Here is a 13,641-nt window from a genome sequence, read left to right on the forward strand (position 1 = left end):
TCCTATGAAAGAAAATTAGCAATTTCGTATTACTAATATTATTTTTTCCACCCTTTGAGTACATCATTAGGCACTCCGCCTTTGTGAAGCATAATAGCAGTAGTTTTAAACTCTACAAAGGCTTTAGTTACGTACAAGTAGCCTTCATAGTCGTTGCGCAAGCCCCAAGAGTTTTTCACAATGTAGTACTCACGTCCGTTTTGGTCTTTGGCAAGCCCTACGATGTGCATTGCGTGGTCATCGGTGGTTTGATAGTTATCAAAATCACGCTGACGCATCTCGGGGGTGATAGTTCTTTCGGCAGTAGGTGGATTAGAAAAAAGATGCAATATTTCATCATTACTCATTTCAGTCACTTCTTTTTCTGGCACAAAAGCCACTCCGTTTTTCCAACTGAAATAACGCTCACTCACATCGGCTGCCCACGCTACCGTATAACCTTTTTTAAGAGCGTTGTCAATGGTTTTTGTGAGGTCAGTCATTGCAATGTTGTAAGCGTGATCAAAACTCCAGTTATCGGGAACTGCCATAAATACGTTTTGGTATTTAGGTTGGTCGGCATACGATACCATTTCTATATAGTCAGCAGGATTGATGCCTACACGCTCTTTAGCAAAGCTCTGAGGGGTATATTTTTTGCCTTCATACGTAAAACTTTCCGGCACTGCACCTAAATAGGCATCGATGGTCGCTGTGAAAGCAGGTAACCAATTAGGAGTGAGTTTATTCTTTTTCTCTCCATTCTTTATCATTCCTTCAAGGAATCCTTTTAAGATAGCGTGTAGTTCACCAAAATCATTACGGGTAGTACCGTAGTTCAAGCCTGTATAAACATTTTGAGGCACAGCACCATATTTGGCGTACATATTGATTACATCGTGGAGTTCCCCTCCTTGTCCGTAATCTAAATTGCCGTGCATACGCACATATTGTTTAGCTTTTTCGATATAGCAATTGCGAGCAGTGAAGATTTCGGCAAGGTCGATAGGCTTTTTGCCCATACGCTTCATTTCACTTTCAATAAACGAAGCCCCTGCATAGCTCCAGCAAGTGCCACTGCTACCTTGGTCTTTCACGTCGGTGCGTTCGAGGTTAATAACGGTAGTAAACTGAAAACCAGCGTTAGCCGATTGATTTCCTGCTACAGATTTGATCAGGTCGTCCTGTGCAGTTCCTATAAAAAAGGAAGATAGCGCTACAAATAATGTAATGTTTTTCATAAAAAAATACTTTATAATGAAGCGCAAAGGTATGAAACAATTGCCAAAATAGCAAATTTGGCATAGTTATAGCTATAAAAAATTAAATGCCCAAACAATATGAAACATTTATGCTTGTACATATTACTTTTATTAGGAGGCTTAGTAGCTCAAGCTCAACCGTTTGAAACACGAAAAAAAGATGAGAAGGCAGTCATTCCTTTAGAAAAATCACCTGAACTGGAGTACAAGGGTAGCCCTATCAATCTGAGGGTAGCTCCTAAAAAAGAAAACAACTCTTGGATGAAGATGCCTGAAAAAAGTATTGATTTTACAGGAAAGAGCAATTTAGTACAGCGTAAAGTAGAGTTCAAACCTAATTATGAGGTACTGAACGACCATAAGAGAGAAGATTACGAAGCACCTAAAGGCGACCAATTTTTTGGTGACTTCACTAATAATGGAAAGTTTGTAAATGTATATTGTCGCGACTTCGCTGCTATTGATGGCGATCGAGTGAGTTTATATGTGAATGGAGTAGAAGAAGTTCGCGACATTTTTCTCCTTGGAGAATTCAGAGGTTTTAAAGTAGAGTTAAAACCTGGCTTCAACAAAGTAGAGTTTTTAGCACTCAACCAAGGCGAATCGGGTCCTAATACAGCCGAGTTTATGGTGCTGGACGACAAAGGCAATACCATTATACGCAACCGTTGGGATTTAGCAACAGGCTCAAAAGCACAACTCGTAATTGTAAAAGACCAATAAAAGAGAAGAATTATTTTTATTTGTTACTTTTTTTAGCTCATATTTTTATAGGAAATTTCCTATAAAGATATGAGCTTTTTTGTGAAATCGTTTAAAGGGGTTTTTGAACAACAAGAGCTATAGCATCTAAGTTCTTTTGGTGTTTTCTAAACGTTTTCTTCATATTCATCACGCGTTTGCGCAAATCGGGGTGGGTAAAGAGATTGAAGAAGAATTTAAGCGTGCGGAATATCCCTTCATCTTGCCATACACGCTTGTTTTCAAGTAAGAGCATTGCGTTGTGCTGTTCTTTCACCACCTTAAAACCTTGCTCTTCAAAAAGAGCTTTCCACTCACTGGGGGTCATAGGGCGTGCGTGCACACGTATATTGGCACTTAGTTCTTTAAAAACATCGTTTTTCACCTCGTCGCTCACATTGTCTGGCTGTAAGCCTAATTCGTGAATAGCGTAATAACCTCCTGGTTTGAGTATCCTAAAAGCCTCTGCTATAATAGCTTTTTTGTGTTCAAGAGGTTGCATAGTGAGCATCGCCTCTCCATACACTTTATTAGCAAAAGCATCGGGAAGTGTAGAAGCAGCGGCATCAGCTACAATCACACGTGCATTTTCATAGTGAATATTCTTTTTAGCCAAAGCAGCAGCTGCCTCATTCATATCTACTCCCGTATAGCTGAAAGGCTTGTAAGAACAGGCTATATTAGCCGTAAATCCTAAGCCTGGGGCAAACTCTACAATATCATCTTTGGAGGTAATCTCTAAGTTTTTTACTAACCATTCGCTGAGTACTCTTCCTCCTGGGCGCAACACTTTCTTGCCGAGTTTGGCGAGAATCCAGTGCCCTTGTTTTTCATTTAATGATGTTTCTGTCTTCATCGTTTCAATGGTTTTTATAATTTAGGAGACAAAAGTACGAATTTATTTTGAATGTTTCAAAATAAATTAACAAATCTGCTAATTAAAAGAAAGTCGCGCTTGGGCAGTTACTTCTTGTGCTACAAAATTTCCTTCTAAAAACTTGTGATAACCTACGATACCTATCATCGCTGCATTATCAGTACAATACTGAAATTTAGGCACAAAGGTGTGCCAACCGTATTGCTTTCCTAAAGCTGTGAGGGCATTGCGAATACCTGAATTAGCCGATACTCCCCCACCAATAGCCACTTGCTTGATACCTGTTTCTTTTACAGCTTTTTTGAGTTTGCTCATCAGTATTTCCACAATCGTGTGTTGTACTGAAGCGCAAATATCAGCTAAATGTTCAGTTATGAAATTAGGATTTTCCTCAGTGTTTTTCTGCACAAAATAGAGAATACCCGTTTTAAGTCCAGAAAAACTGAAGTTAAGACCTGATATTTTAGGCTTAGAAAAACTAAAGGCTTGGGGGTTACCCTCTTGGGCATATTTATCAATGAGAGGTCCACCAGGGTAAGGAAGTCCTAATATTTTAGCTGTTTTGTCGAACGCCTCCCCTACTGCATCGTCGAGAGTTTCGCCCAGCACCTCCATATCAAAAAAACTGTTTACCTTCACAATTTGGGTATGCCCCCCGCTGATAGTCATCGCTAGAAAAGGAAACTCGGGTTTCGGCTGTCCTTCATCTATAAAATGTGCCAAAATATGTGCCTGCATGTGGTTCACTTCAATGAGTGGGATATTTAGTCCCATTGCCAGCGACTTAGCAAACGATGTGCCTACTAATAACGAGCCCATTAAACCTGGCCCTCTTGTAAAGGCAATAGCCGAAAGTTCTTCTTTGGTTATTCCCGCTTTTTTGAGTGCTTGAGCAACTACAGGCACTATATTTTGCAAGTGGGCGCGTGAAGCCAATTCGGGCACTACCCCACCGTATTGTTTATGCACCTCTTGGTTAGCCACCTCATTAGAAAGTACTTTATCATTGCAAAGCACTGAAGCTGAAGTGTCATCGCAAGAAGATTCTATAGCTAATATATAGGTATTTTTCATTCTTTTCAATTAAAATGCAAAAGTAAGGATTATTTGCTAATTAGCAAATTAGCAATTTTTAGAAGTATTATTAATTATTTTTTGCTAATTAATAAATTGTTTCGTATCTTTGCCGAATAGTTACCAAATCATTCTCGTATGAACTTACACGAATACCAAGGAAAGGAAATCCTTTCGAGTTTTGGGGTACGCGTACAACGTGGCATCGTTGCCCAAACCCCCACTGAAGCTGTAGAGGCAGCCAAACAACTTACCGAAGCCACTAATACTCAGTGGTATGTGGTAAAAGCACAAGTACACGCTGGAGGGCGCGGTAAAGGCGGCGGCATTAAGTTAGCCAAAGGTTTAGACCAAGTAGAACCTATCGCTTCTCAAATTATAGGTATGCAACTCGTTACTCCTCAAACGCCACCTTCAGGAAAAAAAGTACATCAGGTGCTCATCGCCGAAGATGTATATTACCCTGGTGAAAGTGAACCCCAAGAGTTCTATATGTCGGTACTATTAAACCGTGCCAAAGGTAAGAATATGATTATGTATTCTACCGAAGGAGGAATGGATATTGAGGCAGTAGCCGAAAAAACACCTCATCTTATCTTCACCGAAGAAATCGATCCTGCTGTAGGGCTCTTGCCTTTCCAAGCTCGCCAAATTGCTTTCAACTTAGGAGTTACTGGTGACGCTCAAAAAGAAATGGTAAAGTTCGTAACAGCACTCTACAATGCTTATGTATCTTCTGATGCGAGCTTGTTTGAAATTAACCCTGTTTTAAAAACTTCTGATAATAAAATAATGGCAGTAGATGCCAAAGTAACTCTTGATGACAATGCGCTTTTCCGTCACCCTGAGTATGTAGCTTATCGCGATACACGTGAGGAAAACCCAGTAGAAGTAGAAGCAAAAGCCGTAGGTCTCAACTATGTCGCTCTCGATGGTAACGTGGGCTGTATGGTAAATGGTGCTGGACTCGCAATGGCTACGATGGACTTAATCAAACAAGCGGGTGGTTCACCTGCTAACTTCCTTGATGTAGGGGGTACCGCCGATGCCAAACGCGTAGAAGCTGCTTTCCGCATTATTCTCAAAGACCCTAATGTAAAGGCTATCCTTATCAACATCTTTGGTGGTATTGTGCGTTGCGACCGCGTAGCTCAAGGAGTAGTAGATGCCTACCAAAATATGGGCGATGCTATCAAAGTGCCTATCATCGTACGTTTGCAAGGTACTAATGCCGAACTTGCTAAAGAAATTTTAGACAATTCAGGCTTAGCCGTTCACTCTGCAATCCTCTTCCAAGAAGCTGCTGATAAAGTGAAGGAAGTGCTTAGCTAATAATCACTTAAGAATTGTACATTCAACTTTGCCAAAGTTTTGAACTTTGGCAAAGTTCATTTCTAAAAACAGAAAACTTATGATAAAAAGAATTTTCTCTATCCTCACTGCTATAACCTTACTCATAAGTTGCCGCAATACACCTACTGAAAAACACACCTCTCCCGAAAAAGGAGTAGTAGCCACACACGCTATGGTGGTGAGTGCCAAAGAAGAAGCCTCACAAATAGGTCTTACTATCCTCAAAAAAGGAGGTAATGCTTTCGATGCAATGGTAGCTACCGAACTTGCCTTAGCTGTAGCTTACCCCAATGCTGGCAATATAGGCGGCGGCGGCTTTATGGTGTACCGTTTAGCTAATGGCGAAAAAGGCGCTTTAGACTATCGCGAAAAAGCTCCTGCTAAAGCGCATCGCGATATGTATTTAGACAAAGATGGCAATGTCATCCCCGATAAAAGTACATTAGGCGCTTTATCTGTAGGTGTGCCAGGTACTATCGCTGGCCTCTTTGCAGTACATCAAAAGTTTGGTTCTCTTCCTTTTGCCGAACTTATCCAGCCTGCTATCGACTTGGCGCGCAATGGAGTGCTCATCACTCAGTTGCAAGTCGATTCTTATATGAGCAAAAATGTTGACCTCATCAAGCAGGCAAATAACTATGTTACTCCTTTCGAAAATGGTTGGAAAGCGGGTGAACGCTTCAAATACGAGGAATTTGCGCAAACCTTAGAACGCATACGCGATAATGGGAAGGCAGAATTTTACGAGGGTGAAACAGCCAAACGCATTGTTAGCTATGTACAAGAACTTGGAGGTATCCTCTCATTAGACGACCTTAAAAACTACAAACCTCAATGGCGCACGCCTGTTACTTTCACCTATAAAGATTACACGGTCAACTCTATGCCTCTCCCCTCAAGCGGAGGCATCTGTTTGGCACAGATTCTCAAAAGTGTAGAACCTTATAATATAGGTCTGTATCCTCATAACGGCGAGCAATACATTCAGTTATTAGTAGAAGCCGAACGCCGTGCTTATGCCGATAGGGCTTACTATATGGGCGACCCCGACTTTGTGAAAGTCCCTACTGAAACGCTCCTCTCTCCCGATTATCTCAAAGAACGTATGAGTAGTTTTTCGTGGGAGAAAGCGAGCAAATCAAGTGAGATAGCACACGGCAAAATAGCAGGTTACGAAAGCGATGAAACCACTCATTACTCTATTGTAGACCGTTTTGGTAATGCCGTAGCAGTTACTACTACCCTCAATACCAATTATGGCAGCAAGGTATATGTGAAAGGCGGAGGTTTCTTCCTCAATAACCAAATGGACGATTTTAGCATCAAACCTGGCGAACCCAATACCTATGGCTTGGTAGGATCCGAAAAAAATGCCATTGCTCCTAACAAACGTATGCTCAGCTCTATGAGCCCCACCATTATAGAAAAAGGAGGTAAGCTCTTTATGGTGATAGGCACTCCTGGCGGCTCCACTATCATCACCTCGGTATTACAGTGTTTTCTCAATGTAGCCGAATATGGTATGACAATGCAAGAATCGGTGAGTAAACCGCGCTTCCACCACCAATGGTTACCCGATGATGTGATGTATGAGCCCAACGGATTTGCTCCTGAGCTCATTGCAAAACTCAAAACCAAAGGCTATAAACCTCGTGAAGAAAACTTTGTTATCATCGGCAAAGTTGATGCTATTTTAGTACAGCCCGATGGCAGCTTAGAAGGGGGTGCCGACCCTCGTGGTGATGACACAGCTGTAGGATACTAAAATTAAAAAACAGAATTAAAGAAAATAGTAATTATTCCTTTTACAATATTAAAAAACAGAAAAATATTCTATTTTAACTACTAAAATGATTTTTTTAATGTATTATTTTGGTAAGTTGATAAAATATTGTAGCTTTGCACTCAAAATAAAAATTTTATATGAAATCAAACGTATTAGGTTATCCTCGTATCGGTGAAAAACGAGAACTTAAAAAAGCTAATGAGTCATTCTGGGCTGGTAAAATATCAGAAGAAGAACTCCTTGCTGTGGCTGAAAATATTCGTGTTCATAACTGGACACTACAAAGAGAAGCAGGGGTTGACTTGATCCCTTCTAACGACTTTTCTTTCTATGACCAAATGCTTGACTTTTCGTTTACAGTAAACGCTATCCCTGAGCGTTTTGCTCCTATCCATCAGTTGAGCAATTTGGAGCGTTATTACGCTTTGGCACGTGGCTATCAAAAAAATGGTATCGATATTACCGCTATGGAAATGACCAAATGGTTTGATACCAATTACCACTATATCGTACCCGAATTTACCAAAGACCAATCTTTCAAAATTCTTGTAAACAAACCTTTGCAGGAATATAACTTGGCTAAAAAACACGGTTTTGACACTAAACCAGTGCTTATCGGTTTGGTAACTTATTTGCTTCTCGGTAAAGAAAAAGAACAAGGTTTCCACCGTTTAGACTTGGCTGAACGTTTGTTGCCCGTGTATGTACAAATCGTACAAAGTTTAGTAGATGCAGGTGCTAAAACTATTCAAATAGATGAGCCTTACTTAGTTCTCGACCTTCCTGAAGGCGCTGCTGATGTATACAAAAATGTATATACCGAGCTAAGAAGCAAATTCCCTACTACCGAATTTATCCTCACTACTTACTTCGGCGCACTCGATAACAATACCGAATTAGCTGTTTCATTGCCTTTCAACGTATTGCACATTGATTTAGTGCGCGCAGCGGCTCAGCTTGACAAAGTGCTCAAAGCTCTTCCTGCCGATAAAAAACTATCACTTGGAGTAGTAGACGGACGTAATATTTGGAAAAACAACTTCGAACACTCATTAGCATTGATTGAGAAAGCCAAAGAAGCTATCGGTGCTGACCGTCTATTGATAGCTACTTCTTGCTCATTATTGCACTCTCCTTGCAACCTCGAACTCGAAAACAACGAGAAAGTACTTACCCCTGAAATCAAACAATGGTTGGCTTTTGCTAAACAAAAAGTAAAAGAAGTAACTACTTTGCAAGCAATTGCTAACGGACAAATAACTCCTGAGGTAAAAGCTGTTTTTGAAGAAAACAAAAAAGCAGCTGAAACGCGTAAAACTTCACCGCTTATCCACGACAACAAAGTGAAAGAACGCGTGAACAACATCACTGCCAAAGACGATGTGCGCCACAGTCCGTTCAACGAGCGTAAAGTAGCACAACATAAAGCGTTGAACTTACCTCTCTTCCCTACAACTACTATTGGGTCATTCCCTCAAACCGACGAGGTACGCAGCTGGCGTGCTCGCTTCAAAAAAGGAGAACTCACTCAAGCCGAATACGATAAGCTATTGGAAAAAGAAATTGAAGAGTCTATCCGTTTTCAAGAAGATACCAATATCGATGTACTCGTACACGGCGAATTTGAGCGTAACGATATGGTGGAATACTTTGGCGAATTGCTAAAAGGATATACCTTCACTAAATTCGGTTGGGTACAAAGTTATGGTTCACGTTGCGTAAAACCACCGATTATCTTTGGTGATATTTCACGCCCTGAACCAATGACTGTACGCTGGAGCAAATACGCACAATCGCTTACCAAATTGCCAGTAAAAGGTATGCTTACAGGACCTGTAACTATCTTGCAATGGTCGTTTGTACGTGATGATCAACCTCGTTCTCAAACTTGTTTACAAATAGCCTTGGCTATCCGTGATGAAGTGGTAGACCTTGAAAAAGCGGGTATACAAGTAATTCAAATTGACGAACCAGCTATCCGCGAAGGATTACCATTGCGCAAAAGCGAGTGGAAAGCCTACTTTGATTGGGCTATCAAAGCGTTCCGCATTTCTGCTTCAGGCGTGAAAGACGAAACCCAAATCCACACCCATATGTGCTATTCTGAATTCAACGATATGATTGAAGCTATCGCCGATATGGATGCCGATGTGATTACCATAGAGTGTTCACGTTCACAAATGGAACTCCTCGATGTATTTGGTGATTTCAAATATCCTAACGAAATAGGACCTGGGGTATACGACATTCACTCACCACGCGTACCTTCACAAGAGGAAATGACCAACTTGATGAAGAAAGCGATTTCAGTAGTGCCAAAAGAGCAATTGTGGGTAAACCCCGACTGCGGACTCAAAACACGCCACTGGCCAGAAACCAAAGCAGCTCTTCACGCAATGGTGGATACCGCCAAAGAACTTCGCAATCTTTACAAATAAGAAATAAGAAGTAATAAATAAAAAAAGCAATGTGCAGAAGATGTACATTGCTTTTTTTGTGTTAAAATTGTTCTTTTACTTTGTAGAAATAAAACTATTTTATATATTTGCCCCACAAAACCAAAAAAAATATTATGAGAGTTTTTCATACGCAAGAAAGCAGAGAAAAAGAATTGAGTTTTCCACAAAAATGCCTTAGGGAAGATGCTTGGTTAGGTGAAGCATACTATTTTTGGAAAGAAATAGAAGATGCTGAAGATTGGGGATATAGTTCCAAAAGAAGAACAGGCTATTTTGAAGTTTATGATTGTATCTTAAAATCAGAAAATTACTTGGATACTGTTTTTAACGAAGATCATTATTATTTTTGGTTGAAACAATTAGAGAAAATAGCTAAAACAATCATTAAAAAAACAAAAGAAAAACCTACTCTAAAGGAGTTGAATGATTACATTTTTGATAGAGGGATTTGGAGAGAAGTTGATTTTATTCAATTTCAAGATTTACCTATTGGAGAAAAACATTCTTTTGTAAAACCAATAACCTATAACAATGGGAAGATTAGAACCATTGCTTTTAGAAAGAGAATACAAATAGCTGTATATAATCCTAATATTATACAGAATTTTTCTTTCTTAAAACAAGAAAAAATATAACTATGCTAGATTTAAAATCCTTAGAAAGAGAATTAGATGAGGCTCTTTCAAAAGAAACGGAAGAAAACCTTACTTCTTGGATTCAAAACAGAAGAAAGGTAGAAGTTTTTCTTTCTAAAGAAGAGTACTTACCTGAATACAAAAATATCACAGAAAACCATTTTTCTTCTTCAAAAGAAGAAGAGATGATTTTCTATATTTAAACAGTATTATAAAATAACATATAGCGTTTCGCTTTACAGTTTCCTAATTTCTGAAATACGACCATTTTTTTTAGATGTAAATAGGAAAGTAAAAGTGGAAATGCCTGCGGTTACGTGGGCATTCCTTTTGCTTATTTACATCAGCCTTTGGTCGGGCTTCAGAAATTGAGCAATAAGGAATGTTTCCACGTTTTTTATTGCCTTACTATAGCGAAACCTACCCGATAAAGGCGGCAACCGAAAAGCCTGAACAGAGTAGGTATAAACTTAATTTTTATCAAACAATAGCTATGAAAAGCAACAGCAAAAACGTAGTAAGGGCGACTTTTCGCACTGCTACACAGTTAGTAGCCATTATGGCAGTAATTTTAGTAACCCTTATCGCTTGTGGTAAAAGCGACAGTGGGGGAAGTGCAGACAACAAGAACTTAATTGGCACTTGGAAATTAGAAAGTATGACTATTGATGGAAAGAATGCTTGTGAAGTATATCCTGAGTATTTATTCTGTGGAAAATGTAAGAAGCTTCCTTATTTTGTTTTTTCTGACAAAGAATATGTGTCCTATTCTTATGATGGTTCTTGTGAACTCAAAAAAACAATTGGAAAATACACTGTTTCAAAAAATACAATAGTACTTATTGATAATCAAGAAAGTGGTTCTTCAAATTTTACCATATTAGGGAATAAACTTACCTTTACTTCTCCAGTAGAAGATGATAGAGGAAATAAACATACTTCTACTATGACTTTTGTCAAGCAATAAATCTCCCATATAATTACCCTTAGAAACTTATTTAAGGAACAAAAAGAGCAAAACGCATTAAAGTGCTTTGCTCTTTTCTTTTTAAAATATTTTCATCAAAAATTTGGATGTAAGTATATAAATATATACCTTTGCAACATCAAAAACCAATTAAACTAATATATGAAGTCAAGTGAGTTACATCGGCTTATCACTGAAAATGATTGGATACTAATAAGGGTTTCTGGAAGTCATTATATCTATCAAAAAGGTGATAAAACTTATCCCGTACCGTATCACGGAAGTAAAGAGGTAGGGAAAGGACTTGAGAAAAAAGTAAAAAAGGAAATGGAACTATCCTAAAAAACATTATATAATATGAAAAACATTACTATCATTATAGAACGCAGTAACGATTTTTATTGGGCTTATGCTGAAAATGTAGAAGGTATAAGTGCAGGAGGTGAAACTGTTCAAGAGGCTAAAAACGGTATCTTTGAGGCTATTGCTCTGCAAAAAGAACTCGGTAATTTTCCTTATAACAATTACCAACTTACCTACAAATATGACACTGAAAGTCTGTTACAATATTTTAAAGGGATAATAAGCAACCCCGCCTTTGAACGTCTCACAGGTATCAATCAGAAATTGATACATCAATACGCTGTGGGGCTAAAAAAACCTCGTACAGCTCAACGTCAAAAAATACAAGAAGGGTTGCATAAACTCGGTGCAGAATTACTTAGTATACAATTATAGAAAAAGAGCAAAGCGTTAAGTCGTTTTGCTCTTTTTTATAAAATATTTCATTATTTTGGAAAGAAAAATAGTAAAAATAAACATAGTAACAATAGCTTATTTTTACATTTTTGTAGAAATAAGTGATTTTACAACATTTTAAAGGCTTATTTTTACATAGTAATTAATCTGCTAATTCTAAGAAATCCTCAAAATATTCATCAAAAGAATTGAATAGAAGTGTAGGTTTGCTCATTACAAAATTACCGTCTTTATTACAATGTATTTCAGCATCATATACTTTTGAATCGTTGAGGCGATCTGTTTTTGAGACTTTGTACAGAATAAGATATTCGTCAATTTCGTAATTGAGTACGATAAAATCATCGGGGAGGTTGAGTTCTTCTCTCAACTGTTTGGTGAGTTCTACCACAGGATATGATAATGTCCCATCTTCTTTGTAAACTCCATTGATATAAGTATCTCCAAAGTTACAAGAGCCACATTCGCTCAAAAACTTTACATACGCTTTAGGGAGTAATACCCCTAAAGATGTTTCTACAATTTGAATTTCTTCGGAAGTAGCACCTTCACAGTATTCAAATTCATCACTCTGTTGTAGTTTCTTTATATAATTCATTAGATATAGGTATTTGATTTTGTTCTCTTGTATAAAATAATCAGTTACAAAAAAAGCAAAGTGAAGATTTAATTTCACTTTGCTTTTTTGTTAAGGCACAGGGTCGTAGCCACTACCTCCCCAAGGGTGACAACTACATATACGCTTGATAGCTAACCAACCTCCTTTGAAAAAACCATATTTTTGTAGGGCTTCCAAAGTGTATTGGGAGCAGGTGGGGGTATACCTACAAGTAGGCGGTTTCAGTGGTGAAATAGCTACCTGATAAAAGCGTACCAAATAAATGAAAAGGTATTTCATTATTTACCAAATCGTTCAATTACCTCTTGGCTTACACCTGTATTAGAGAATCCTCCGTCGTGGAAGAGATTTTGCATTGTTACTTTGCGAGTAAGATCAGAGAAGAGAGATACTGTATAATCAGCACAATCTTGAGCGGTAGCATTACCCAGTGGTGACATTGCATCGGCGTAGGCAATAAAGCCATCAAATCCTTTTACTCCTTGTCCTGCAGTGGTAGCAGTAGGTGATTGTGAAATGGTATTCACACGCACTTTTTTATCTTTACCAAAGAAATAACCAAAGCTACGCGCAATAGACTCTAAGTAGGCTTTGTTATCAGCCATATCGTTATAATCAGGGAAAGTGCGTTGGGCTGCCATATAAGTAAGGGCAACGATGCTACCCCACTCGTTCATTGCATCATTCTTGTAAAGCACTTGGCATACTTTGTGGAAAGAAAGTGCTGAAACGTCCCAACCTTTTTCAGTATTCATATAGTTAGACTCGGTATAAGGGATATTTTTGCGCACATTCACCGACATACCGATGGAGTGTAATACAAAATCCAACTTACCACCTAAAATTTCCATTGCTTTAGTTACCAAGTTTTGGAGGTCGTCCATATTGGTAGCGTCGGCTGGAATGATTTCAGAGCCAGTTTTTTCGGCTAAGTTTTTTATTTGTCCCATACGCATTGCCACGGGAGCATTGGTAAGTACGAACTTACCACCTTCTTCGTGCACGCGTTCTGCTGTTTTCCAAGCAATAGAATTTTCATCTAAAGCACCAAAGATGATGCCTTTTTTTCCTTTTAATAAATTGTACATAATTCTTTCTTTTTATAAGGTAAAATTTGTTTCTATGGGGGC

General features: G+C 38.6%; 15 protein-coding genes. 9 read left to right on the forward strand and 6 right to left on the reverse strand.

Annotated elements, in window-relative coordinates; translation table 11 throughout:
- Positions 1-38: 38 nt before the first annotated feature.
- The gene (locus Q0162_RS04725) at positions 39-1,220 is read right to left on the reverse strand and encodes a C1 family peptidase (RefSeq protein WP_297889862.1); all 1,182 of its coding nucleotides are present in this window, start codon (positions 1,218-1,220) and stop codon (positions 39-41) included.
- 99 nt (positions 1,221-1,319) lie between these two features.
- Between Q0162_RS04725 and Q0162_RS04730 the strand changes: the two genes are divergently transcribed.
- Complete coding sequence (locus Q0162_RS04730) at positions 1,320-1,964, forward strand: hypothetical protein (RefSeq protein WP_297889864.1); 645 nt, start codon at positions 1,320-1,322, stop codon at positions 1,962-1,964.
- Positions 1,965-2,055: 91 nt separating this feature from the next.
- On the opposite strand, the gene Q0162_RS04735 is transcribed toward Q0162_RS04730, so the two are convergent.
- Together Q0162_RS04735 and tsaD are read right to left on the reverse strand one after the other, a co-directional pair.
- A complete protein-coding gene (locus Q0162_RS04735; protein ID WP_088594793.1) occupies positions 2,056-2,838 on the reverse strand; it encodes a class I SAM-dependent methyltransferase in 783 nt (260 codons plus the stop codon).
- Between the two features lie 78 nt (positions 2,839-2,916).
- Positions 2,917-3,933, reverse strand: coding sequence for a tRNA (adenosine(37)-N6)-threonylcarbamoyltransferase complex transferase subunit TsaD (gene tsaD / locus Q0162_RS04740; protein ID WP_297889867.1), 1,017 nt, complete (start codon positions 3,931-3,933; stop codon positions 2,917-2,919).
- A gap of 138 nt (positions 3,934-4,071) precedes the next feature.
- Here tsaD and sucC point away from each other — a divergent pair, with 138 nt between their 5' ends.
- From sucC to Q0162_RS04780, 8 genes are all read left to right on the forward strand, one after another.
- Complete coding sequence (gene sucC / locus Q0162_RS04745; protein ID WP_297889869.1) at positions 4,072-5,265, forward strand: ADP-forming succinate--CoA ligase subunit beta; 1,194 nt, start codon at positions 4,072-4,074, stop codon at positions 5,263-5,265.
- 79 nt (positions 5,266-5,344) lie between these two features.
- Positions 5,345-7,051 carry a gamma-glutamyltransferase gene (ggt, locus tag Q0162_RS04750; RefSeq protein ID WP_297889871.1) on the forward strand — a complete coding sequence of 569 codons (1,707 nt, stop codon included), beginning with the start codon at positions 5,345-5,347 and terminating at the stop codon, positions 7,049-7,051.
- A gap of 158 nt (positions 7,052-7,209) precedes the next feature.
- Positions 7,210-9,510 (forward strand): 5-methyltetrahydropteroyltriglutamate--homocysteine S-methyltransferase, encoded by a 2,301-nt coding sequence (gene metE / locus Q0162_RS04755; RefSeq protein WP_297889873.1) that lies wholly within the window; start codon positions 7,210-7,212, stop codon positions 9,508-9,510.
- A gap of 134 nt (positions 9,511-9,644) precedes the next feature.
- A complete protein-coding gene (locus Q0162_RS04760) occupies positions 9,645-10,166 on the forward strand; it encodes a hypothetical protein (protein WP_297889875.1) in 522 nt (173 codons plus the stop codon).
- A gap of 2 nt (positions 10,167-10,168) precedes the next feature.
- Positions 10,169-10,369, forward strand: coding sequence for a hypothetical protein (locus Q0162_RS04765; RefSeq protein ID WP_297889877.1), 201 nt, complete (start codon positions 10,169-10,171; stop codon positions 10,367-10,369).
- 179 nt (positions 10,370-10,548) lie between these two features.
- Complete coding sequence (locus Q0162_RS04770) at positions 10,549-11,133, forward strand: lipocalin family protein (protein WP_297889878.1); 585 nt, start codon at positions 10,549-10,551, stop codon at positions 11,131-11,133.
- Positions 11,134-11,295: 162 nt separating this feature from the next.
- A complete protein-coding gene (locus tag Q0162_RS04775) occupies positions 11,296-11,475 on the forward strand; it encodes a type II toxin-antitoxin system HicA family toxin (protein WP_002680670.1) in 180 nt (59 codons plus the stop codon).
- Between the two features lie 15 nt (positions 11,476-11,490).
- Complete coding sequence (locus Q0162_RS04780) at positions 11,491-11,871, forward strand: type II toxin-antitoxin system HicB family antitoxin (protein ID WP_002680655.1); 381 nt, start codon at positions 11,491-11,493, stop codon at positions 11,869-11,871.
- A gap of 163 nt (positions 11,872-12,034) precedes the next feature.
- On the opposite strand, the gene Q0162_RS04785 is transcribed toward Q0162_RS04780, so the two are convergent.
- The 3 genes from Q0162_RS04785 to Q0162_RS04795 form a co-directional block, all read right to left on the reverse strand.
- Positions 12,035-12,490, reverse strand: coding sequence for an SMI1/KNR4 family protein (locus Q0162_RS04785; RefSeq protein ID WP_297889882.1), 456 nt, complete (start codon positions 12,488-12,490; stop codon positions 12,035-12,037).
- Between the two features lie 90 nt (positions 12,491-12,580).
- Complete coding sequence (gene yidD / locus Q0162_RS04790; protein WP_002680684.1) at positions 12,581-12,790, reverse strand: membrane protein insertion efficiency factor YidD; 210 nt, start codon at positions 12,788-12,790, stop codon at positions 12,581-12,583.
- The gene (locus tag Q0162_RS04795; protein ID WP_002680779.1) at positions 12,790-13,599 is read right to left on the reverse strand and encodes an SDR family oxidoreductase; all 810 of its coding nucleotides are present in this window, start codon (positions 13,597-13,599) and stop codon (positions 12,790-12,792) included. The genes yidD and Q0162_RS04795 overlap by 1 nt, the downstream gene beginning before the upstream one ends.
- Between the last annotated feature and the right edge of the window lie 42 nt (positions 13,600-13,641).

The sequence above is a fragment of the uncultured Capnocytophaga sp. genome (assembly GCF_937936315.1).
GTDB lineage: Bacteria > Bacteroidota > Bacteroidia > Flavobacteriales > Flavobacteriaceae > Capnocytophaga.

What these genes read in the sequence shown, in the direction of transcription:
- Q0162_RS04725 (WP_297889862.1), bottom strand. Translation starts at nt 1,220, where the DNA reads ATGAAAAACATTACATTATTTGTAGCGCTATCTTCCTTTTTTATAGGA.
- Q0162_RS04730 (WP_297889864.1), top strand. Translation starts at nt 1,320, where the DNA reads ATGAAACATTTATGCTTGTACATATTACTTTTATTAGGAGGCTTAGTA.
- Q0162_RS04735 (WP_088594793.1), bottom strand. Translation starts at nt 2,838, where the DNA reads ATGAAGACAGAAACATCATTAAATGAAAAACAAGGGCACTGGATTCTC.
- tsaD (WP_297889867.1), bottom strand. Translation starts at nt 3,933, where the DNA reads ATGAAAAATACCTATATATTAGCTATAGAATCTTCTTGCGATGACACT.
- sucC (WP_297889869.1), top strand. Translation starts at nt 4,072, where the DNA reads ATGAACTTACACGAATACCAAGGAAAGGAAATCCTTTCGAGTTTTGGG.
- ggt (WP_297889871.1), top strand. Translation starts at nt 5,345, where the DNA reads ATGATAAAAAGAATTTTCTCTATCCTCACTGCTATAACCTTACTCATA.
- metE (WP_297889873.1), top strand. Translation starts at nt 7,210, where the DNA reads ATGAAATCAAACGTATTAGGTTATCCTCGTATCGGTGAAAAACGAGAA.
- Q0162_RS04760 (WP_297889875.1), top strand. Translation starts at nt 9,645, where the DNA reads ATGAGAGTTTTTCATACGCAAGAAAGCAGAGAAAAAGAATTGAGTTTT.
- Q0162_RS04765 (WP_297889877.1), top strand. Translation starts at nt 10,169, where the DNA reads ATGCTAGATTTAAAATCCTTAGAAAGAGAATTAGATGAGGCTCTTTCA.
- Q0162_RS04770 (WP_297889878.1), top strand. Translation starts at nt 10,549, where the DNA reads ATGTTTCCACGTTTTTTATTGCCTTACTATAGCGAAACCTACCCGATA.
- Q0162_RS04775 (WP_002680670.1), top strand. Translation starts at nt 11,296, where the DNA reads ATGAAGTCAAGTGAGTTACATCGGCTTATCACTGAAAATGATTGGATA.
- Q0162_RS04780 (WP_002680655.1), top strand. Translation starts at nt 11,491, where the DNA reads ATGAAAAACATTACTATCATTATAGAACGCAGTAACGATTTTTATTGG.
- Q0162_RS04785 (WP_297889882.1), bottom strand. Translation starts at nt 12,490, where the DNA reads ATGAATTATATAAAGAAACTACAACAGAGTGATGAATTTGAATACTGT.
- yidD (WP_002680684.1), bottom strand. Translation starts at nt 12,790, where the DNA reads ATGAAATACCTTTTCATTTATTTGGTACGCTTTTATCAGGTAGCTATT.
- Q0162_RS04795 (WP_002680779.1), bottom strand. Translation starts at nt 13,599, where the DNA reads ATGTACAATTTATTAAAAGGAAAAAAAGGCATCATCTTTGGTGCTTTA.